We start from the raw sequence: 21,623 nt of genomic DNA on the forward strand, positions 1-21,623 counted from the left end.
TTTAGTTGGCACAAGCCACCTCTTTCATAAATAGTGTTATTTTTGATCTGTCTTTCAGGCCTTTAGACGCTTCGACGCCTCCGCTGACATCTACAGCGAAGGGCTGAACCCGACTAATTGCCTGCGCCACATTTTTGTCATCCAAGCCACCCGCCAGAATCAGGGGCTTGCTCAGATTTGCCGGGATGCGGTCCCAGTCGAACGCCTCTCCAGTCCCCCCCGGCACGCCGGGACGATAAGCATCGAGCAAAATGGCCCGAGCTTTAGTGAAACGTTCAGATTCTGCCACTACATCAATGTCAGGCGACATACGCAGTGCTTTAAAATATGGCCTGCTAAACTGCTCACAGTACTCCGGCGCTTCATCACCATGGAACTGCAGCAGATCAATACCTGCCGTTTTAATTATATTTTCAACCTGATCTGCTGTTTCATTTACAAACAGCGCTACCGTCGTTACCAAAGGTGGTAGCTGCGCGATAATCTGTGCAGCCACTTCCGGCGTAACATAGCGGGGACTAGGCGGATAAAAAACAAAACCCAGCGCATCAGCACCAGCTTCTACTGCCGCCAGTGCATCTTCATATCGGGTTATACCACAGATTTTTACGCGGGTTCGCATCACTTAGATCAGACAAATTAAAAGGAGCTTAATAGTAACAGATTGCACGGAGCCCCGTTAACCGTTTTGCGTCAGGAAATACGGCCCTAGCGAAGATTTTGGCAACTCATACTCAGACGGGTACTTCACATCGACAAAATAGAGCCCGTAAGGCGGCGCTGTTACACCACCTTTAGCACGATCTTTTGCATCCAGCACTTCTTTTGCCCAGACGGGACTAGCCTCTCCAGCACCAATAGTCATCAATACACCGGCAAAATTACGGATCATATGGTGCAGAAAAGCATTTGCACGCACATCAATGATAATCAATTCACCCGACCGGTAGATATCCATCGCTCTGACTTCACGTATCGGGCTATTAGCCTGACAGGCAATCGCCCGGTAAGAGCTGAAATCATGCTCACCCACAAGATAGCCAGAAGCTTCTTGCATCGCTTCAAGATTTAACCTTTTATGCGTCCATGTTACACCTTTAGCCAACAGGGCAGGCTTTACCGGCGAGCTGTAGATCAGATACCGATAGCGGCGCTCCAAAGCAGAGAATCGGGCATGAAAACTATCATCTACCGGTTTAGCCCAGCGGATAGCAATTTCATCAGGCAACTTGGTATTTGTACCCATCACCCAACCGCGTTCAGAACGCTCTGCATGGGTATCAAAATGAATAATCTGATAAGTACCGCTGACACAGGCATCCGTTCTGCCGGCACAAACGACAGAAACAGGATGGTTGGCGATTTTTGATAACGCTTGTTCGACTGTCTCTTGAACAGTAGGCACATCTTTCTCTTTTTGAGTCTGCCAACCGCGATAATTGCCACCGGCATACTCAACACAAAGCGCATAACGACGAAGTTTAACCTTAGTCTTTTCTGAGTTTTCTGAACTGCCAGGCTCTAAATCAACAGAGGCGACCGAAGTCGCCTCTTGCTGATTGTTACTCTGGGTTTTATCCCGCTCTTGCATTGTATGATCTTATTTAACTGTTAATAGTTTCCAGCAAAGTATTTGCTTCTTGCTGCTGGGCATCACTGCCTTCTTTAAGAATTTCATCAAGAATATCCTTGGCGCCATCCACATCTTCCATATCAATATAGGCACGCGCGAGATCCAGCTTAGTTTCAACTTCATCAGCCCCCTCCAACAGGTTAAGGCTATCAAAAGCTTCATCGTCTGAATCGTCGATTGATTCCAGGCTCAGATCATCATTACCCGCTCCGCCCAGTAGCTCTTCAAGTTCAGAGTCCAGCTCAGCGTCAAGATCATGATTAATCGAAGCTTCAAGATCATCAACATCTGCTGAAAGATCTTGCTCCTCAAGAACCACATCATCAGCAACCGCGCTCTCGAGCAACTCTTCAAGCTCAGGATGCAGCTCAGAGCTATCCGCAACCGCTGCCTCTTCTACCTCTGCTGCCAATTCAACTTCTAACTCAGAACCTGCGATCTCTTCAATGTCACTATCTGCAACACCTGCCAGCAACTCATCCAGATCAGAGTCTCCGGTTTCGAAATCATCGTCATCACTACCTGAATCATTAATCAGATCTTCAAGATCAGCGAATTCGTCTGAATCATCATCCAGCTCATCGTTCTCTTCAGCATTACCTCCCAGCAGTGATTCCAGATCTTCAAGATCACTATCATCCTCTGCCAGCATATCGCCCAAAGCCTGATCATCTTCAGCGATATCCGATGCGTCTGCGCTATCGGTTTCAAAAGCAGTGGCTGCTGTAGCTGCAGCGGCGGCAGTTGCTGTAGCGGCTGCCGCTATCGCCAGGCCATCCGAACTATCATCTTCTGCTTCAGGCTCATCAAGATTGAAGTCCAGTTCGAGATCATCATCAGCTAATGCGTCATCGATGTTATCTAACTCGAGCTCTTCTTCAACCGCTGCATCTGACTCTGCCTCAAGCGACTGCACATCAAACTCTAGCTCGTCATCGTCAGCGCTATCGTCTTCAGTACCTGCCAGCAGGTCCTCAAGGCTTTCAACTTCATCGTCCGCCAGATCAGCAAGCGATGAATCAACGTCATCAATAGAGAGATCATCCAGATCCATAGATTCGGTATCTTCACCCAGGATGGAATCTAGCGCATCATCAACCTCTTCTTCCTGAGGCAGTTCTACTTCGGGTTGTTCATCTGTTATATCGAGCGACTCTTCAGCAACTGAGTCTTCATCACCAAAGGCGTCATCAAGACCCAGATCAAACTCATCATCTTCGATAGTTGAATCCGGACTTTCAAGCTCATCCAGGTCCATATCAAGATCAAGATCATCAAGATCTGCATCAGAGATATCTTCTTCTTCCGCAACAGCATCAACAACCTCTTCCACTGCGTCATCAGCCACTTCTTCAGCAGCCTCTTCAACCACCTCTTCAGTGACCGCGTCGTCTATTTCATCTGCAATCGCAACCGGAGCTGGCTCTTCACCGGCTTCAGGTTCATCTTTTTTACGGCGACGCATCATGACCAACAGGCCCGCCAGCAGTGCAACTACCGCTGCACCCGCACCGTAAATATACATACCAAACTCGTCCATCAGCCCTTTAGGCTGGGGCGCTGGTGCAACGGGCGCTACTACCGGCTGGCTCTTAGCCTGATCCAACTCGGCCTGCAACTCAGCCAACTGCTGATCTTTAAGTTCGAGTAAACGCTGTAGACTTTCCATCTGTTGAGCCAATGCATCAACACGTCCGGTAAGCTCTTCGTTTTCACGCTGAATCTGATCAACACTCTCTAGCGCTGTCGCTAATTCGGTTTCTAACTCTTTATTTCGCTCTAGCAGAGCTGAATCTGACTGGCTAACATCCGTATCGGCCGCCTGGTCTGACACCTTCCCTGTATCAGTGTCTTTATCCTGTTTTGCAGGAGAGACAATTTTTAGTTGACCGTCGGCGGACTTAACGGCAACTTCATCATCCTTTTTTACAGAAGCAGCGTCCTTTTTGTCAGCAGCGCTGGCATCCATCTGCTCAGCTTCAGCGGCTACTGCGGAGCCACCCTGCTTCCAAAGATTGGTCTGACGCCAGAACTCTTCGTTAGCCTGTTTCTGCGATAACGCTTTAGCTTCTTCAAGAGTTGGCAGATCGAGAACGACTCCCGCCTTTAAACGGTTTACATTGTTCTGTGCAAAGGCAGTGGGGTTTTTACGCTGTAATGCCAACATCATCTGCGCTTCAGAAACTGATGCTGCAGGCTTATGACGCTTAGCTATATTCCAAAGCGTATCGTTCACATCAACGTAGATCTGAGAACCTGTCATCCGGGTACGGATATTATCAACCGGTTTAGCATCAGCCATTGCCGTCGATGTAACCGGTGCTGGTGCTATTACTGCACCCGCACTAGCAGGCTGAATCGCCTTAGGTGCAGGCGTAGGATCATAAACAGGTGGATCAAGCAGAACGGTATATTCTCGAACCAGTCGACCACTTGGCCAGTTAACCTCTACCAGAAAGTTCAGGAAAGGTTCGTTAACCGGTACCGCGGACGACATAGTGATAATACCGCGACCACCGGGGCCCGGCTTTACCTGAAACTGTACATCTGAGAGAAAACGTAACTTCTCAATACCTGCCAGGGCAAATTCATCAATATTTGCCATTCTGGGTTGAATCTGTTGCGGATCAACATCCCTCATCTGCAACAGTTGAATCTCAGCCTGTAATGGTTCATTCAGCGCTGAAGTAATTTTTATTTCACCGAGACCAAGCGCATTTGCATTTGAGGTTCCTAGAGCACCTGCAATTGCCAAGCTTAGGGCTAATTTGCGCAGCATATTTTCGCTTCCTTATTTCCCCGGTTTCTGAATCTGATAAAAATCGTCAATATTCAGAAAGTTACGTATCCAGTATTGTTCGACAAAGTATTCATTAAAACTACTGTTTAATCAACAACTCAAAGGCCTACAAACCCCTCTAATCTGTCATTCATTTCTGACTTACTGGCACATCAATAGCGTATCAAGCAGAGCAAACCCAGACCCACCAGCAACAAATCGCTTACTTTTTAGTAACTTATTTAACATTTTCACGACTTATACCAACTTAGTACGAAACAGTATCAAGTACCTAGCCTTGATTACCTAAGTTGGGGACTGTTATCGGATTACTTATTTCAGCGACAACAAAAAAGAGTCTTTTTTGACTTGAATCAGTAACTTATGAACAGAAAAAAACCGACTACGAGAGCCGGTTTTGTTTTAAGCTTTTTTGATCAGTCCTGCAGCAGAATGCGTAGCATACGACGCAATGGCTCAGCAGCACCCCAGAGTAACTGATCGCCAACACTGAATGCATTCAGATACTCATCACCCAGGTTCATTTTACGCAAACGTCCCACAGGCACATTCAATGTTCCGGTGATCTTAGCAGGGGTTAACTCCTGCGCAGTGATATCACGATCATTCGGAACTACACTAGCCCAATCATTCGCTTCAGCGATCATGGATTCAATTTCATCCATAGGCACATTTTGTTTCAGCTTGATAGTGAACGCCTGACTGTGACAACGCATGGCACCGATACGCACACAAGTACCATCAATAGGAATCGGATTGTTATCCAGCCCCAGAATTTTGTTGGTCTCAGCGTAAGCCTTCCACTCTTCACGGCTCTGGCCGTTTTCCAGCTTAGTGTCGATCCATGGGATCAGAGAGCCGGCCAGCGGCACGCCAAAGTTATCCGTTGGCATCGCATCAGAACGAATAGTATCTGCTACCTGACGATCAATATTCAGAATAGCGCTGGCAGGATTAGCCAGATCTGCGGCAACCGATTCTTTGATCACACCCATCTGCGAGATCAGTTCACGCATATGGCGCGCACCGCCGCCGGATGCAGCCTGATAGGTCATGGATGTCATCCACTCAATCACGCCCGCATTAAACAGGCCACCAAGACCCATCAGCATCAGAGATACTGTGCAGTTACCGCCGACATAGGTTTTTACACCTTTAGACAGACCATCTTTGATGACATTCATGTTTACAGGATCAAGTACGATGATGGCATCATCTTCCATCCGTAGCGAAGAAGCAGCATCAATCCAGTAGCCGTTCCAGCCGGCTTCGCGTAGCGATCCGTAAACCTGTTTCGTGTAGTCGCCACCCTGACAGGAAATAATGGCATCCATCTGTTTCAATTCATCAATGGATGTTGCATCTTTCAAGGTCGGAATATCTTTACCAATATCCGGACCTGCCTGACCTACCTGGGATGTTGTGAAAAAGACCGGCTCATCGATATAATCGAAATCACGTTCTTCCATCATGCGCTGCATCAGCACGGAACCCACCATTCCGCGCCAACCTACAAAACCTACACGCTTCATTTGTTCCACCAAAAACTTAGAAATTAGAAACAACAAAGCCACTACATTCATCTGTAGTAGCTTGTTATGGCTCCGGACTACCCGGAGCGCTTTAATTATGCAACATTTCGCCTGTTTAGACTATCGCCAACAAGCGAATATACCCCCGACATCCGGAGATAGTTGCACTTATCGCCGAGAATTATGCCTGCAAAGCAGCCATAACCGCATCGCCCATCTCGGTACAGCTAACTTTCTGCATACCTTCAGACCAGATATCACCAGTACGCAGGTTCTGATCCAGCACATTACTGACCGCCGCTTCGATACGCGCAGCCGTATCGCCAGCCCCAAAGGAATACCGCAGCATCATGGCAGCAGAGATAATGGTTGCCAGTGGGTTTGCCAGGTTTTGTCCAGCAATGTCTGGCGCTGAACCATGACAAGGCTCATACATACCCTTACCATTCACATCCAAAGACGCCGATGGCAACATACCGATTGAACCGGTCAGCATTGCTGCTGCATCGGACAAAATATCGCCAAACATATTACCGGTAACCATTACATCAAACTGTTTAGGCGCACGTACCAGCTGCATCGCTGCGTTATCCACGTACATGTGGCTCAGCTCAACTTCCGGATACTCTTTCGACAGCTCTTCCATAACTTCACGCCAGAGCACTGTCACTTCCAGTACGTTGGCTTTATCGACAGAACACAAACGCTTGTCGCGGGCCATTGCCGCTTCAAAGGCTACCCGCCCGATACGACGAATCTCATTCTCGTCATAAACATAAGTATTGTAACCTTCCCGGATACCACCCTCTTTTTCACGTACACCACGAGGCTGACCAAAATAGATACCACCGGTCAGTTCACGGACGATCAGAATATCCAGGCCGGATACTACTTCAGGCTTAAGTGTTGAAGCATGAGCCAGCTGCGGATAGAGAATGGCTGGACGTAAGTTACCGAACAAGCCCAGGTTAGAACGGATACCCAGCAGGCCTTTTTCAGGACGAATCTGAAAATCAGGATTAGTATCCCATTTAGGCCCACCAACAGCGCCCAGCAGGATTGCGTCAGCGGCATGAGCTGCTTCCAGGGTTGCTGCAGGCAGCGGAACACCATCCGCATCGATTGCAGCTCCACCTACCTTAGCTTCTGAAAATTCCAACCCCAGGCTATCTTGCTGGTTTACTAGTTCCAGCACCCGCTGCGCCTGAGTTACAATTTCAGGACCAATACCGTCACCCGGCAAAATCAATACATTCTTAGACATTACTCTGTTCCTTTAACCTGAGCGGCAGTCTGAAACCGTTACCGGCCAGACTGCCCTCATAAATTCATTTTTTGTGCGATTACTTATTTGCAACTACTTAATAGCGTCAAACAACCAGGGTGAGCTCTGGCGACGTTTTTCTTCATAAGCACGGATATCATCGGCATGTTGCAAAGTCAGGCCGATATCATCCAGACCATTCAACAGGCAGTGCTTACGGAAATCGTCTATTTCAAACGCAATTTCCTGACCGGATGGCGTCACAACAACCTGACGCTGCAGATCTACGCTAAGCTCATAGCCTTCCGTTGCTGCAGTTTCAGCAAACAGCTGCTCAACCTGTTCATCACTTAATACGATTGGCAACAAGCCATTCTTGAAGCAGTTATTGTAGAAGATCTCAGCAAAGCTCGGCGCGATAACCGAGCGGAAGCCATAATCATCCAGCGCCCATGGCGCATGCTCACGGCTTGAACCACAACCAAAGTTCTCACGGGCAAGCAAAACACTGGCTCCCTGATAACGGGCCTGATTCAAAACAAACTCTTGATTCAATGGACGACCGACACAATCCTGATCCGGTTGACCTTCATCCAAATAGCGCAGCTCATCAAACAGGTTTTTACCAAAACCTGAACGTTTAATCGACTTCAGGAACTGCTTAGGGATAATCATATCGGTATCGATATTAGCCCGATCCATCGGCGCGGCAATACCTGTATGCAATGTAAATTTATTCATGTCGCTCTCCTCAGGTATCTTATTTAACCAGCTCAGGCTTAATCAATTCACGAACATCGATGAAATGGCCGGTCACCGCTGCTGCAGCTGCCATCGCCGGGCTCACCAGATGCGTACGACCACCAAAACCCTGACGACCTTCGAAGTTGCGGTTAGAGGTTGAAGCACAATGCTCACCATTACCCAGCTTATCCGGGTTCATCGCCAAACACATAGAGCAACCCGGCTCACGCCATTCCAGCCCTGCTGCGGTAAAGATCTTATCCAGACCTTCCTCTTCCGCCTGGGTTTTCACCAGACCTGAGCCCGGTACCACCAACGCCTGAATAATGTTGTCTGCAACCTGGCGACCTTCAACTATCTTCGCGGCATCGCGAAGATCTTCAATACGGGAGTTGGTACAAGAACCGATAAATACCCGGTCCAGTTTGATATCTGTGATTTTCTGATCCGCATTCAGCCCCATATATTGAAGAGCACGGTTAATACCGTCGATCTTCACCTGATCAGTTTCATTGGCCGGATTAGGTACCTGCGAAGAAACGCCTACGACCATCTCTGGCGAAGTACCCCAGGTAACCTGAGGTTCAATATCAGCAGCCTGAATCACAACCACTTCATCAAATTCAGCATCAGTATCAGATACCAAACCCTGCCACTGGGCAACAGCCGTATCCCACTGCTCCCCTTTAGGCGCAAACGGACGACCTTCAAAGTAATCAATAGTGATCTGATCAACCGACACCAGACCAACACGCGCACCCGCTTCAATCGCCATATTACAAACGGTCATACGACCTTCCATCGACATCGCACGGAATACTTCACCGCCAAACTCGATCGCATAACCCGTACCACCGGCCGTACCGATCACACCGATAACATGCAATACGACATCTTTAGGTGTAACACCCACACCCAGCTCACCATCAACACGCACCAGCATGTTCTTCATTTTTTTGGTGATCAGGCACTGAGTTGCCAGTACGTGCTCAACCTCCGAAGTACCAACACCATGCGCCAGCGCACCCAAAGCACCCAGTGTAGCCGTGTGAGAATCACCACATACTGCAGTGCAGCCGGGTAATACAGCACCCTGCTCAGGCGCCATCACGTGTACGATGCCCTGGTTATGATCATTCATCTTGAATTCCAGAATGCCAAACTCATCGCAGTTTTCGTCCAGGGTTTTTACCTGGATTTTAGATACCGGATCAACAATCTGGTCAACACCACCGGAACGCTCGGTCGTAGGTACGTTATGATCCGGCGTTGCGATATTGGCATCGATACGCCACGGCTTACGACCGGCTATCCGCAGACCTTCAAACGCCTGTGGTGAGGTAACTTCATGCAGCACCTGACGATCGATATAGATCAGGGAACTACCGTCTTCATTGGTTCGCACTAAGTGCGATTCAAAAAGTTTGTCGTATAACGTTTGTCCAGCCATGGGAACTTACCTCACTACGTATCTATACAGCTGTTTTGGCACAGCCTTTTTATATGCCGCCATCCTATGCCAGACGTCGTCAGAAAACAAATTCATATTTTTTATACTTTGCATTCCAAATAGGAATAGATAAGCTAATACGATTCTATTCAGGAATAACTTATCAATAACAGGTGACCTCAGATGGATACTAATGCCTTACAGGCCTTTGTTGCCGTTGCTGAAGCAGGCTCTTTTTCAAGAGCAGCCGAACAGCTGTTTCTGACCCAGTCCGCCATCAGTAAACGTATCTCGTTATTGGAGCAACAACTCAATAGCCGACTGTTTGATCGTATCGGCCGACGCATCAATCTCACTGAAGCGGGACAGAATCTACTACCCCGTGCGCGCCGTATTCTGATGGAACTGGCCGATGCACGTCGCTCATTAGAAAGCCTGAGTGGCGAAGTCGCAGGTACTCTTTCGATCGCCGCCAGCCATCACATCAGCCTGCACCGCTTACCACCCATCTTGCGGCAGTTTGCTAATGATTGCCCCAATGTGACTCTGGACCTGCGTTTCGATGAATCAGAGATCGCCTACGACAATGTATTAAAGGGTAATCTGGAGATCGCGCTGATAACTCTATCGCCCCACCCTGATGAAAATATTCTGGCACAGACTATCTGGCAGGATAAGCTCCGATACGTTATCGCCCCGGACCATCCCCTGGCTCAACTCGACAGTGTCTCACTTGAACAACTCACCCGCTATCCGGCAATATTACCCGGCAGCACAACGTTCACCCGCCAGATTGCACAACATCAATTCTCCGAGTTGGGGCTAAGCCCGGATATCGCCATGTCGACCAACTATCTGGATACTATCCGCATGATGGTTGAGATAGGTTTAGGCTGGTCTCTGCTACCCGAAACCATGACTCAGCCACTTAAGGTATTAAACACGAACACGCCCCCCATGACCCGGGACCTAGGCTACATTGTCCATAAAGAGCGAACCCTGAGTAACGCCGCCCGCTACTTTATCGACCTGCTACAACGTCAGGACCGGTAATTCTCCGAAATTAAGGAATAAGTTCACAAACCCGCTTTTTATCGAGCCGCTAGAGCGTCAGGACCTGACATGCCTTTAAACCTAAAAAAGGGGGTTCATAAAGCTGGCACAGTTCTTTAATATGGTTTAACGAATAAGGTGGTTAAGGAACAGAGCATGGCCGATTACTCCGGTACAGACACTGATAACTGGCTGAAGGAACAGCTACAGCGGTGGCAGGACATCGCTCAGGGGGGCACGCCCGGCAGCAATGAACAGTGGCACAATTTTATTAATAGCTTTGACAGCCAAAGCTTTCCTGACCTGTCGGAACAGCAGGCCGGACTGCTCGACCTGGTTAAACGTCAGTCTGATCATTACACCACCTTTAGCGAAACGTTACTGAACCCAGACGCTTCCGCCTTCGACCCAGAACAGTTAAGCGAGCAATTCCAGCACTACATGCAGCAACAATGTAACGAAATGCTGGGCCAGCAATGGAACCTGCCAGAGCCTTTCACCTCACTGATTAAAAGCACGCCCCTGACGGCTGAATCTATTAAAAAACTCCCGCTCAGGGAGTTATTAGAAAAACTGGCTCAGTCACCTGATATCGCCACCGGCCCCTACAACGCCACACAAATGCGCGACATCTCCCAGGCCATGCTCGATTACCAGGATGCCCTGGGGGGGTATCTGGAGCATTATGACCAGATATTTAATCAAACCGGTGCAAAGTTAAAACAGATTTTAGCGCAGGAAGAGACCCGGATAGAGAGCGTCAAAGCCCTGCACAATCTCTGGGTCGACTGTTATGAAACAGCCTATAAAGAGACCGTCTTTACCGATAGCTACCAGTCCAGCCATGGACGCATCAGCAATAGTTTAATGCAGGTTCGTAAACAGGCATTTAACAGCCGCGACAAAAAGCTACAGGAATTTGGTTTTGTTACACGGGAAGAACTCAACAGCACCCTGAAGAAGCAACACCGGATGCGCAAACAACTACGCCAACAGCAGCAGGAAATAGAAGCGCTTAAGCAGTTAGTGGGTGACCTGCAACAACAGTTAGCGCCCCCGGCTAAAAAGAAATCCACCAGACAAGGGAAGTAGGCCTGTGAGCAGCATCAAATTCAGCCCGGAAAACCTCGCCGCAGAGCTTAGTCAGTTCAACGAAAAACTGGTGCAAAGCTATAACACCTTGCAGGATCTGGGGGAGATTCAGGTCGGACAGACCGCCAAGGACATTATCTATAGCGAAGATAAACTGCAGCTGTACCATTATCATGCAGAGAAAACCCCAGGCCGGAAACGCTGCAAAACCCCGCTATTAATCTGCTATGCACTGGTTAACCGCCCCTACATGGTCGACCTGGATCCGGAGCGCTCGTTTGTAAAACGATTATTAGAACTGGGCATCGACGTCTATCTGATTGACTGGGGCTACCCGGATGCCGCAGACCGCTATCTGGATATGGACGACTATATCAACTGCTACATCAGTAACTGTGTTGATCAGGTTCGCCAACACAGTGACAAGCAGCAGATCAACTTACTCGGCATCTGCCAGGGAGGCGCGCTGAGCTTATGCTACACCGCACTCAATCCGGATAAGATTAAAAATCTCATCACTATGGTCACCCCGGTGGACTTCCAAACCCCTGATAACATGCTAAGCCACCTTGCCCAGCAGATCGACGTCGATCTTGCAGTAGAAACCTACGGCAATATACCAGGCGCCATGCTTAACGACGCGTACAACTCACTGATGCCGATGCGCCTGGGTATTCAGAAGAATCTCAATATTCCACAGCAACTCAAAGATCAGGCTTCGGCACTGAGTTTCCTGCGGATGGAGAAATGGATCTACGACAGCCCGGACCAGGCTGGCGAGATGTTTCGTCAATTTGTGCAACTGTTCTTCAAACAGAATGGTTTTATCCACCAGCAAATCTGTGCCGGCGATAAAACGGTCGACCTGAAACAAATTAAGCAACCCATTCTGAATGTCTTTGGCAGTTTCGATCACTTAGTTCCACCCGATGCTTCCCGGGCCCTCAAGGGGCTGACAGCCAGCTCAGATTACACTGAGTATGAAGTTACGTCCGGACATATCGGCGTGTTCGTTTCCGGCAAATCACAGAAAGAGGTCGCTCCCGCTATCAGTGACTGGCTGAAGCAGCATGATCAGTGAACCTGAAAATAAGTGCCAGCCTTTCACAATGGCCAGTAAATAGACCCAGGCGAACAAAGTAATAACGCGAAAAGGCAAGCTATACATATGGGGCCTGACCAAGCAGAAAGTCGAATTAGCGCCCCCTTTTTTTTAACACTTCATTTCAGGAGGGGTTAACAGGCTTCTCTAAGCATCTTTTTAGTTACAACTATATAAGATTTCACTTTTTTCCAGCGCCAATCTCATCTAAAATCCGGCCAATTATTTCCAATGGCTGTTTAGAAGCTTCGTGAACCATCACAAGCGCAGGCTATAGAAGGCAAAACATTACCGACAAGCGGGTTTACTGTTGTAAATATTCGCACCGCTCAGCTGAATAGCCCTGACCAGGAATACTGTCACGGCTAGCTATCACTGAGCATTATGAGTAATTTTTGACTGCTTTATAGCCAGGCGCAACAGGTTTCACACAGCTTTGTTTTGTGGAGTTACAAAGTTGCCTACTAACAGAAAAATCAAGCTACAAGGCTTTAACAATCTCACCAAAAGCCTGAGCTTCTGCATCTACGATGTTTGTTATGCCAAAACCGCCGAGCAAAAAGCGGAGTACATCGAATATATTGATGAGCAGTACAACGCCGACCGTCTGACCGAGATCCTCACCGAGGCTTGCGAGATTATCGGTGCCAATGTCCTTAACGTCGCCCGTCAGGATTACGAACCACAAGGGGCCAGTGTTACTATTCTGGTCGCTGAAGAACCGGTAAAAGATTCAGACAATGTCGATACCACCGAAAAGCCCGGCCCGCTACCGGACTCGGTCGTTGCTCACCTGGATAAGAGCCATATCTGTGTACATACCTATCCTGAAGCACACCCTGATCACGGTATTTGCACCTTCCGTGCCGACATCGAAGTCTCAACCTGCGGTATTATCTCGCCACTGAAGGCTCTGAACTATCTGATCCATAAACTGGAATCCGATATTGTAACTATGGATTATCGCGTAAGAGGCTTCACCCGTGATGTCCATGGAGTGAAGCATTATATCGACCATGATATTAATTCGATCCAGAACTTTATCAGTCAGGATATTCGCGACCAGTATCAGATGGTTGATGTAAACGTTTATCAGGAAAACATCTTCCATACCAAGATGCTGCTTAACGACTTCAATCTGGATACCTACCTGTTCGGCACCACTACCGCCGATCTGACTGGCCGTGAAGTAACAGAGATTACTGACCGCCTGTACAAGGAGATGAATGAGATCTTCTACGGTCGTAATATGCCGGACATGAGCACTAAATAATTACCTGTTCAAATCACAGAAAAGCCCGCACTCTTGCAAAAGAGCGCGGGCTTTTTTGTTATCCGGCAACACTCTTTATTAGCCCATCATTTGCGTGGCCAGAAAACAGATAACCGCTACTCTGTCGTTCAGCTTAGCGTCGGACTTATCTTCCATTAAAAAAGCCCCAAATAAAAAAACCAACTAACAAAGTACTGACTACCAAAAAACAGCGCCCAACCGACTTCAGATCAATGAATTGCTACCTTCGTCATATATCGCTGTCGCTAACTAACCACAAACTGGATAACTAGCTGGCAATGCAATACTATTGCGCCGATTTATTTTTGTCAGATTATCATTAAGGGCCCGTATGCAGACCGATATTCAAAAGCCTAAGGGATTGGGTGTATTTCGCTACAAAGAAGATCGCTGGCCGGTGGCCATTATTTTAATGCTGACCGTTATCGATTTTGTGCTGTACTTTACCGTTGATGATCTACTGCAATTGTCAGCCTACTATCTGCTGATGATAATTCCTAAAGGCACTATTTGCGCCTGGAATCATCATCACCAGCACCTGTTTACCTTTCGTAATAACGCACTAAACCGTAGTCTGGAATTTTTCTACGCGCTGCACACCGGCGTAACTACACATCTTTGGCGTCTGCATCATGTGCTGGGACACCACCTGAATTTTCTTGATCAGGAAAAAGACGAAAGCCGCTGGATGCGTAAAGATGGCTCTAAGATGGGGGTTATTGAATACACCTGGGATGTTGCCATTACCGCTTATCCGCGCGGCTATACGGTAGGCAAACGCCATCCGAAACAGTTAAAACCCTTTCTAATTTACAGCCTGATTACCTTCCTCGTTGTTGCATTGCTGGTCTGGTATAAGCCTGTCCCTGCTCTGCTGCTGTTTGTATTACCGATGATAACCAGCCTGCTCTTTACAGCCTATGTAACATACGAGCATCATTCAGGTCTCGATACAGAAAACGAGTTTGAAGCCTCATACAATAATCTCAATCCGATGTTCAACCGCTTAACCGGCAACCTGGGCTACCATACCGCCCATCATCATAAACAAGGCGTCCACTGGTCCAGACTACCGGAATTACACGCCAGCATCGCTGATAAAATTCCTGAATACCTTTATCAGAAATCGATCATAACGCGCACCTTGTTAAGAGGATAAAGATGGCCGGGCTGCTGTCTTTTTAATGCAAGCCACACCTAAGCCGAACATATGCACTAACTAAGTTCGTCAGAAACCAAAAAGCCCGCACTGCTTCCTAACAGTGTGGGCTTTTTCTTGCACGATGCTTTTTAAGAAAACCTTTAACCCGCCTCTTTCCACACGCTTTCGAAGGTTTCACTAAATTCATCATCCACCTCAAGATCCGCTGCCATAGTGATGGTATTAAACATCACCGACAGATCAGCTAAGGCAAAAATTTCCTGAATTTCAACATTAGTAAACCCCTGGTCGCGGAGCTCTTCGATATCTTCATTACTCAGTTCTGTTGGCTCCAGCGCGCACTTGATGCCTTTTTTTATCGCCACATGATACTGCTTAGGCAATATCTCATAGTTATCATCATGGGCTATGGCATCCAGATCTTCATAGGTTAGTGAGGAATCCAGTTGTAAGGCGCTATGGGCGTGGGCGCTACTACAGTACTTTGAACCCCGCTTTACTGAGATACAGAAGATAATTAACTCTTTAATCACATTAGGCAGCAGACCTTGTATCTCTGTATGCTTAACTTTCTCCCAGTTTCCCCGCAGCAAGTTAGCATTCTCTCCCATACATTTGATCCAGTTGGGCAGCTCAGTGACCCCCAACGTGTTCTTTACGTCATCGTATATCTCTTGCACATCAGGGCTCGCCTGATCATATTCGACAATACTGTAAAAGCTCATATCCATACCTTTTTTATTATTCAAATGGCTATTCAATTTCCAGCTCACATCAGTTTTACAGTTATAGCCTTTTCTAGCCACATAGCATTACTCAAAATAGGGATATTCATAAATTCATGTATCACGAAGCCAAACACTCTGATCAAAACTGTTTCAAGTACACATAAAAAAACCCGCACTATTAAATAAACAGTACGGGTTTTTATTTGTGATGCTGTCAACTACTTATTCATCTTCTTTTGGTTTCTCTTTGGCGGCATCCTGATTGGCCGCTTCAGCCGGATTTTCACTACCCGGTGGCGTAAAGATGTTCCACATTGCCATATTCTGATCGGCAATTTTATTCATCATATTCAGTGGATTTGTGGCCCCGATCATATTCTGCATCTGCTCGCGAATACGCTCCTGCTGATCGATAAAAGTGGCGATACTTTGCTCCAGATACTGGCTCATCATGCCCTGCATACTATCACCGTAGAAGCGGATCAGCTGTTGCAATACCTGATTGGTCAGTAAGGTGCCATGTCCAAGCGCTTCTTGCTCACTAATGATTTGTAGCAATATATTACGGGTCAGATCGGCACCGGTCTTAGAGTCCTGCACCTGAAAATTTTCCTGACTCAGAACCAACTGCTTTACATCTTCCAGCGTGATATAGCAGCTACGAGAGGTATCGTATAAACGACGATTGGTATATTTTCTTAAAATTCGCAAAGGTATCTCTCTCTTTACCGCGTCCGTCCCTGGCCTGAAGTTTCTTTAATCAGGTTACGGATATATGTTTATTTTTCTTTGCCAGCTAATTTAGCTATGCAATTAACAACCTGATTTAATCAGGGCTATTTTTCTGAGCTTTTACTGCCACTGGTATAACTGGTCATCATACCCAGTAACATTTTCTGAATAGATTCCATAGAACCCAGGCCACTGGCCATATAAGGCTGGAACAGCGTTAACGGATCATAACCATCAGCACCCGCGTCCATTCGTTCCTGAATCTTATCCATCATCTCTTTCTGAAAGGACTCAACATCGGGCAGTCCTAACACCTTACGGAGTTCTTCGGGTGTCATTTCAACATCTACTTTGAAATTCATACGCACCTCATATTTTCGGTCAGGCCAGTATTTATGTTGAGTCACGCCCCACCGATAAAGATCAGGCTGCCTTACGGAGCCCTATGGGACACAGATGTGCTGCAACAAGCCGCACAAACTCATTCAATAACTTAATCTAATACTATACCAACTGCAGTGCAAAACAAATTCAGCGATTCGAAACTGCACAATTTTCTGGTTTTATCCATATAGTTGCGCACAAAGCCGCAATAAACACTGCGACTGCTGCCAGTAAAAATGTTGCGGTTGCACCAAAGCTATCCCACAACAAGCCACTACCCAACGCCCCTAACGCACCTCCTAAGCCGAAACCAAAGCTACTGAACATCGCCTGCCCCTGACCATGATTTGCTGGACTGAAATAATGATGCACCAATGCGATACCTACCGCATGTAACGCGCCAAAGCTCACCGCGTGCAATGTTTGAGCAAACAGCATCAACGGCTGGTTTTCAGGCACCAGCCCAATTAGCATCCAACGTAGCACACAGAGCAGCAAACTAATAATCATCACCCGCCGCAAACCAAACCGACCGATAATATGGTGCATATAGATAAAAATGATCACTTCTGCGATCACCCCGATCGCCCACAAGAGACCTATCTCAACCCGGCTATAGCCCAGACTATCCATCAATACGGAATAGAAAGTGTAGTATGGGCCGTGACTCAGCTGTATCAGCAAGCATATAACAAAGAACGCAATAACCTGAGGACGCAACAATTGCTGTATAAAGCCACTCTCATCACTACTACGATCTACCGGCTTGCCAGTAACACAGAGTGACGCCAGCCAGATCATTACCATCAGCCCCAGCATCATCCAGGGTAGCCAGCGGATATCAACCAGATCCAGCAGCCAACCAATAGCCAGTACCGCAATGATAAAACCTATCGACCCCCACAGCCTTATCCGACTATAAAGCTCGCTACGAGCCCCCAGATGGCTTAGAGTCAGCACTTCAAACTGCGGTAGCACCGCATTCCAGAAAAAACTGAAACCAGCCATTACCAGCGCAATACCCAGCGCGTCCTCCTGCCAGAATATTAAAATAAAGATCAGACAGGTAATAAATGATCCATAGCGCACAATACGTAGACGCTGACCGGTACGATCCGCCAGCCAGCCCCAGATATTGGGAGCAATAATTCTGGATGCCATCAGAATAGCCATGAGCATACCGATGGTTTCAGCATTGAAGCCAAATGATTTCAGATACAGACTCCAGTACGGCACCAACGCCCCCAGCAGAGAGAAGTAAAAGAAATAGAAACCGGACAACCGGGTATAGGTATTCAGATTCATCGCTGTTTGCAGAGTCCTTAGCAGCCAGACAGGTCTAATAAAGCTACGCTAGCACAAATAAAAAAGGGAGACTAACGTCTCCCTATCGATCATTCAGATATCAACTTTTCAGTCATCACCCAGCACTTCCAGTACATACTGTGGCAAGGCGAAACTACCGGTATGAATAGCAGGGTTATAGTAGCGGGTTTTGATATCACTCGCCTTATAGCGTTCACTAATCAGTTCTACCGATTGCTGACGTATCGCTTCGTCATCGCAACCCCAGGCAAAGGTCATAGCGCCACCGATGTAAGTCGGTACTGCTGCCGTATAAAAGGACTGGTCTTTGAAGTAAGGACTCAGACGCTGACGGGTAGTCAGCACTTCGTCAGGCTGCATATAAACCACACCGTTCTGTGCAACAAAAACACCACCCTCGCTCAGGCAGCGCTTACAACCTTCATAAAACTTACTGCTGAACAGGACTTCACCCGGGCCAACAGGATCGGTGCAATCAGAAATTATCACATCGTATTTTTCATCGGTCTGACAGACATAATCGATACCATCACCGATAACGATATTCGTACGTGGGTTTTCGTAAGCACCCTGAGAATGATTTGGCAGATACTCGATACACATATCGATAACCGCCTGATCAATTTCAACCTGAGTCACAGATTCAACCGAATCATGCTTCAGTACTTCGCGCAGCATGCCGCCATCACCACCACCGATGATCAGCACTTTCTTCGCATTACCATGTGCCAGCAGAGGCACATGGGTGAGCATCTCATGGTATACAAACTCATCTTTTTCAGTGGTCTGAATGATACCGTCCAACGCCATGACCGTACCAAACTGCGGATTACGGAAGATAATCAGATGCCAGGAATCAGTTTGCTGTTCAAACAAAACTTCTTCTACATCGAAGGCCTGGCCGTAGCCATCGTAAAGGGTTTCTTTATAAACTGTCATAGCAGGTACACCACAACTACAGGCGATTATTCGCCAGGGTTAAAAACAGAAACCCCTTCCTTACGGAAAGGGTCTTACTAAAATAACTTACTTTGCTGTGCGGTTTTAGCCTGGCAGTACAGGAGTTGCACAATCAACATCGGCATTTTGTGCACGATGACGCAACAGGTGATCCATCAGTACAATCGCCATCATCGCTTCAGCAATAGGTGTCGCACGAATCCCCACACAAGGATCGTGACGTCCCTGAGTGACCACTTCTATCGCTTCACCTTTGTCATTAATACTGCGACCCGGTAAACGCAGACTAGATGTCGGTTTCAGGGCAATATGGGCTGTCACATCCTGACCGGTAGATATACCGCCAAGAATACCGCCAGCATGATTTGACAGAAAACCTTCAGGTGTCATCTCATCCCGATGCTCGGTGCCTTTTTGCTCGATACAAGCAAAACCATCACCGATCTCAACCCCTTTAACCGCATTAATACTCATCAGCGCATGGGCCAGATCCGCATCCAGACGATCAAATATAGGCTCACCCAGACCCACAGGTACACCGCTGGCATTGACACTGATTTTAGCGCCGATGGAGTTACCCTCTTTGCGCAGGGCATCCATATAGTCTTCCATCTCGACGACCTTATTAACATCGGGACAGAAAAACGGGTTCTGTTCTACCTGATCCCAGTCAAAGGTTTCAATTTTGATCGGTCCCAGCTGCGACAGGTAGCCACGGACTTCGATACCTTTCTGTGCCAGATATTTTTTGGCTACCGCACCGGCAGCGACCCGCATAGCAGTTTCGCGGGCCGATGAACGACCACCACCACGGTAGTCACGAAAACCATATTTATGGGTATAGACATAATCGGCGTGAGCTGGACGGAAGGTTTCAGCAATGTTTGAGTAGTCTTTAGAGCGTTGATCGGTATTTTCGATCAACAGACCGATCGGTGTTCCTGTGGTTTTACCTTCAAACACACCTGAGAGAATCTTCACTTCATCGGCTTCGCGACGCTGCGTAGTATGACGGGACGTGCCTGGTTTACGGCGATCGAGGTCTCGCTGCAGATCAGCAACAGTCAGCTCAATGCCCGGAGGGCAGCCATCGATGATACAGCCGAGTGCCGGACCATGACTCTCACCAAAGGTGGTGACTGTAAAAAGCTTACCGTAAGTATTTCCTGACATCGTCTGTTCCCGATTCCATACCAATCAATTAATTAAAACGAATTATACCTCAGGAGTCGGTCAGGCTTAACGCTAATCTATTACGAAAGCTCTGATTTCGGCCCTGTTTTTACTTTCTTTTTAAAAACAACTTACTATTCGCCGCAAAAGGACAAAAAACAGACCTCAAGTCTGACTAATCTCGCTACGAACGGTCAAACCAGACAAACTCCAGCGACTCAAACAGTGCCGCAATACTGTTTAACTTCCTGTGCAGTCAGTAAAAAAATCCCATTGCCGCCCTGCTCCAGCTCTAACCAGGTAAAAGGGATCTGCGGGTACTGTTGCTGCAGGTGTACTTCACTGTTGCCGACTTCAACCACCAATAGTCCATCATCAGCAAGGAACTGCGTTGCCTGACGTAAAATCTGTTTAGTAATATCCAACCCATCGGGACCCGAACCCAGTGCCAGATCAGGTTCATGCTGGTATTCATCGGGCATGCTACTCAGATCCGCCTGATCTACATACGGAGGATTACTGATAATCAGATCATATTTACGGCCCTGCAGATTACTGAACAGGTCACTTTCAATCGCGGTAACCCGCTCACCTAGCTCATGTCGGGCGATATTTTTCTGCGCTACGTCAAGCGCATCGGTAGAAATATCGGCCAGATCCACCTCGGCCTCTTCAAAGGCATAAGCGCAGACAATACCGATACAACCACTGCCCGTACAAAGGTCCAGAATGCGTTCTACCGGGCCTTCGCGTAGCCAGGGACTGAAGTGCTGCTCAATCAGCTCCTGAACCGGGGAGCGCGGAATCAATACCCGCTCATCGACACAAAACGGCATACCGGCATACCATGCTTCGCCTATAATGTAGGGCAATGGCCGGCGCTGAATAACCCGCTGCTCGACAAAATCCAGCACCCGCGCTTTTTCATCACCGGTCAGCCGTGCATCCAGCAAGGCAGGATCAGAATTCCAGGGCAGGTGTAGTGCACCTAACACCAGCTGCACTGCTTCATCCCAGGGATTATCCGTGCCATGACCAAAATAGAGGTCGTATTCATAGAAGCGGCTCATACTGAAACGGATAAAATCCCGAATCGTGTGCAGTTCTTTACATATCTGTACTTGATTGATGGTCATATCTGGATGGATAATTCGGCTAATTGAAATTCTGCCGTATGTTAATGAATATTGTCTG

Annotated in this window: 19 protein-coding genes; 5 read left to right on the forward strand and 14 right to left on the reverse strand. The window is 47.6% G+C overall.

The annotated features are described in order from the left end of the window. Position 1: 1 nt before the first annotated feature. The 7 genes from EHS89_RS16355 to leuC all read right to left on the reverse strand — a co-directional run bounded on the left by EHS89_RS16355 (position 2) and on the right by leuC (position 9,423). Positions 2–622: a phosphoribosylanthranilate isomerase gene (locus EHS89_RS16355; RefSeq protein WP_211340360.1), complete on the reverse strand. Its 621-nt coding sequence runs from the start codon at positions 620–622 to the stop codon at positions 2–4. Between the two features lie 57 nt (positions 623–679). Continuing rightward, positions 680–1,591 (reverse strand): tRNA pseudouridine(38-40) synthase TruA, encoded by a 912-nt coding sequence (truA, locus tag EHS89_RS16360; protein WP_124927243.1) that lies wholly within the window; start codon positions 1,589–1,591, stop codon positions 680–682. A 13-nt stretch (positions 1,592–1,604) separates the two neighbouring features. Continuing rightward, on the reverse strand, positions 1,605–4,412 hold the full coding sequence (locus tag EHS89_RS16365) for a FimV/HubP family polar landmark protein (RefSeq protein ID WP_124927244.1): 2,808 nt from the start codon (positions 4,410–4,412) through the stop codon (positions 1,605–1,607). A gap of 437 nt (positions 4,413–4,849) precedes the next feature. Continuing rightward, positions 4,850–5,965 carry an aspartate-semialdehyde dehydrogenase gene (asd, locus tag EHS89_RS16370; RefSeq protein WP_124927245.1) on the reverse strand — a complete coding sequence of 372 codons (1,116 nt, stop codon included), beginning with the start codon at positions 5,963–5,965 and terminating at the stop codon, positions 4,850–4,852. 181 nt (positions 5,966–6,146) lie between these two features. Then, positions 6,147–7,229, reverse strand: coding sequence for a 3-isopropylmalate dehydrogenase (gene leuB / locus EHS89_RS16375; protein WP_124927246.1), 1,083 nt, complete (start codon positions 7,227–7,229; stop codon positions 6,147–6,149). 93 nt (positions 7,230–7,322) lie between these two features. Further along, the gene (leuD, locus tag EHS89_RS16380; RefSeq protein WP_124927247.1) at positions 7,323–7,970 is read right to left on the reverse strand and encodes a 3-isopropylmalate dehydratase small subunit; all 648 of its coding nucleotides are present in this window, start codon (positions 7,968–7,970) and stop codon (positions 7,323–7,325) included. Positions 7,971–7,989: 19 nt separating this feature from the next. Next, complete coding sequence (leuC, locus tag EHS89_RS16385) at positions 7,990–9,423, reverse strand: 3-isopropylmalate dehydratase large subunit (RefSeq protein ID WP_124927248.1); 1,434 nt, start codon at positions 9,421–9,423, stop codon at positions 7,990–7,992. Positions 9,424–9,606: 183 nt separating this feature from the next. Between leuC and EHS89_RS16390 the strand changes: the two genes are divergently transcribed. The 5 genes from EHS89_RS16390 to EHS89_RS16410 all read left to right on the forward strand — a co-directional run bounded on the left by EHS89_RS16390 (position 9,607) and on the right by EHS89_RS16410 (position 15,123). Continuing rightward, the gene (locus EHS89_RS16390; RefSeq protein WP_124927249.1) at positions 9,607–10,476 is read left to right on the forward strand and encodes a LysR family transcriptional regulator; all 870 of its coding nucleotides are present in this window, start codon (positions 9,607–9,609) and stop codon (positions 10,474–10,476) included. A 156-nt stretch (positions 10,477–10,632) separates the two neighbouring features. Then, positions 10,633–11,568, forward strand: coding sequence for a poly(R)-hydroxyalkanoic acid synthase subunit PhaE (locus tag EHS89_RS16395; RefSeq protein ID WP_124927250.1), 936 nt, complete (start codon positions 10,633–10,635; stop codon positions 11,566–11,568). Positions 11,569–11,572: 4 nt separating this feature from the next. Continuing rightward, the gene (phaC, locus tag EHS89_RS16400; RefSeq protein WP_124927251.1) at positions 11,573–12,649 is read left to right on the forward strand and encodes a class III poly(R)-hydroxyalkanoic acid synthase subunit PhaC; all 1,077 of its coding nucleotides are present in this window, start codon (positions 11,573–11,575) and stop codon (positions 12,647–12,649) included. A gap of 478 nt (positions 12,650–13,127) precedes the next feature. After that, positions 13,128–13,943 (forward strand): adenosylmethionine decarboxylase, encoded by an 816-nt coding sequence (gene speD, locus EHS89_RS16405; protein ID WP_124927252.1) that lies wholly within the window; start codon positions 13,128–13,130, stop codon positions 13,941–13,943. Positions 13,944–14,295: 352 nt separating this feature from the next. Then, positions 14,296–15,123 carry a fatty acid desaturase gene (locus tag EHS89_RS16410; protein ID WP_124927253.1) on the forward strand — a complete coding sequence of 276 codons (828 nt, stop codon included), beginning with the start codon at positions 14,296–14,298 and terminating at the stop codon, positions 15,121–15,123. Between the two features lie 143 nt (positions 15,124–15,266). Here the strand turns inward: EHS89_RS16410 and EHS89_RS16415 are convergent, their stop codons facing one another. The 7 genes from EHS89_RS16415 to prmB form a co-directional block, all read right to left on the reverse strand. After that, on the reverse strand, positions 15,267–15,851 hold the full coding sequence (locus EHS89_RS16415) for a carboxymuconolactone decarboxylase family protein (protein ID WP_124927254.1): 585 nt from the start codon (positions 15,849–15,851) through the stop codon (positions 15,267–15,269). Between the two features lie 225 nt (positions 15,852–16,076). Beyond that, positions 16,077–16,565 (reverse strand): polyhydroxyalkanoate synthesis repressor PhaR, encoded by a 489-nt coding sequence (gene phaR, locus EHS89_RS16420; RefSeq protein ID WP_124927255.1) that lies wholly within the window; start codon positions 16,563–16,565, stop codon positions 16,077–16,079. A gap of 125 nt (positions 16,566–16,690) precedes the next feature. Beyond that, positions 16,691–16,948: a DUF6489 family protein gene (locus EHS89_RS16425; protein ID WP_124927256.1), complete on the reverse strand. Its 258-nt coding sequence runs from the start codon at positions 16,946–16,948 to the stop codon at positions 16,691–16,693. A 169-nt stretch (positions 16,949–17,117) separates the two neighbouring features. Continuing rightward, on the reverse strand, positions 17,118–18,275 hold the full coding sequence (locus EHS89_RS16430) for an MFS transporter (protein WP_124927257.1): 1,158 nt from the start codon (positions 18,273–18,275) through the stop codon (positions 17,118–17,120). Positions 18,276–18,383: 108 nt separating this feature from the next. Next, positions 18,384–19,235: a polyamine aminopropyltransferase gene (gene speE, locus EHS89_RS16435; protein WP_124927258.1), complete on the reverse strand. Its 852-nt coding sequence runs from the start codon at positions 19,233–19,235 to the stop codon at positions 18,384–18,386. A 105-nt stretch (positions 19,236–19,340) separates the two neighbouring features. Then, positions 19,341–20,429: a chorismate synthase gene (aroC, locus tag EHS89_RS16440; RefSeq protein ID WP_124927259.1), complete on the reverse strand. Its 1,089-nt coding sequence runs from the start codon at positions 20,427–20,429 to the stop codon at positions 19,341–19,343. A 218-nt stretch (positions 20,430–20,647) separates the two neighbouring features. Then, positions 20,648–21,565 carry a 50S ribosomal protein L3 N(5)-glutamine methyltransferase gene (prmB, locus tag EHS89_RS16445; protein ID WP_124927260.1) on the reverse strand — a complete coding sequence of 306 codons (918 nt, stop codon included), beginning with the start codon at positions 21,563–21,565 and terminating at the stop codon, positions 20,648–20,650. Between the last annotated feature and the right edge of the window lie 58 nt (positions 21,566–21,623).

It is taken from the genome of Amphritea balenae, from assembly GCF_003858655.1.
Classification (GTDB): Bacteria; Pseudomonadota; Gammaproteobacteria; order Pseudomonadales; family Balneatricaceae; genus Amphritea; species Amphritea balenae.

Coding starts and splice junctions, on each gene's coding strand:
- EHS89_RS16415 (WP_124927254.1), bottom strand. CDS start 15,851: ATGAGCTTTTACAGTATTGTCGAATATGATCAGGCGAGCCCTGATGTG.
- leuC (WP_124927248.1), bottom strand. CDS start 9,423: ATGGCTGGACAAACGTTATACGACAAACTTTTTGAATCGCACTTAGTG.
- EHS89_RS16365 (WP_124927244.1), bottom strand. CDS start 4,412: ATGCTGCGCAAATTAGCCCTAAGCTTGGCAATTGCAGGTGCTCTAGGA.
- EHS89_RS16410 (WP_124927253.1), top strand. CDS start 14,296: ATGCAGACCGATATTCAAAAGCCTAAGGGATTGGGTGTATTTCGCTAC.
- leuD (WP_124927247.1), bottom strand. CDS start 7,970: ATGAATAAATTTACATTGCATACAGGTATTGCCGCGCCGATGGATCGG.
- prmB (WP_124927260.1), bottom strand. CDS start 21,565: ATGACCATCAATCAAGTACAGATATGTAAAGAACTGCACACGATTCGG.
- aroC (WP_124927259.1), bottom strand. CDS start 20,429: ATGTCAGGAAATACTTACGGTAAGCTTTTTACAGTCACCACCTTTGGT.
- EHS89_RS16355 (WP_211340360.1), bottom strand. CDS start 622: ATGCGAACCCGCGTAAAAATCTGTGGTATAACCCGATATGAAGATGCA.
- truA (WP_124927243.1), bottom strand. CDS start 1,591: ATGCAAGAGCGGGATAAAACCCAGAGTAACAATCAGCAAGAGGCGACT.
- EHS89_RS16430 (WP_124927257.1), bottom strand. CDS start 18,275: ATGAATCTGAATACCTATACCCGGTTGTCCGGTTTCTATTTCTTTTAC.
- EHS89_RS16395 (WP_124927250.1), top strand. CDS start 10,633: ATGGCCGATTACTCCGGTACAGACACTGATAACTGGCTGAAGGAACAG.
- EHS89_RS16425 (WP_124927256.1), bottom strand. CDS start 16,948: ATGAATTTCAAAGTAGATGTTGAAATGACACCCGAAGAACTCCGTAAG.
- leuB (WP_124927246.1), bottom strand. CDS start 7,229: ATGTCTAAGAATGTATTGATTTTGCCGGGTGACGGTATTGGTCCTGAA.
- speE (WP_124927258.1), bottom strand. CDS start 19,235: ATGACAGTTTATAAAGAAACCCTTTACGATGGCTACGGCCAGGCCTTC.
- EHS89_RS16390 (WP_124927249.1), top strand. CDS start 9,607: ATGGATACTAATGCCTTACAGGCCTTTGTTGCCGTTGCTGAAGCAGGC.
- asd (WP_124927245.1), bottom strand. CDS start 5,965: ATGAAGCGTGTAGGTTTTGTAGGTTGGCGCGGAATGGTGGGTTCCGTG.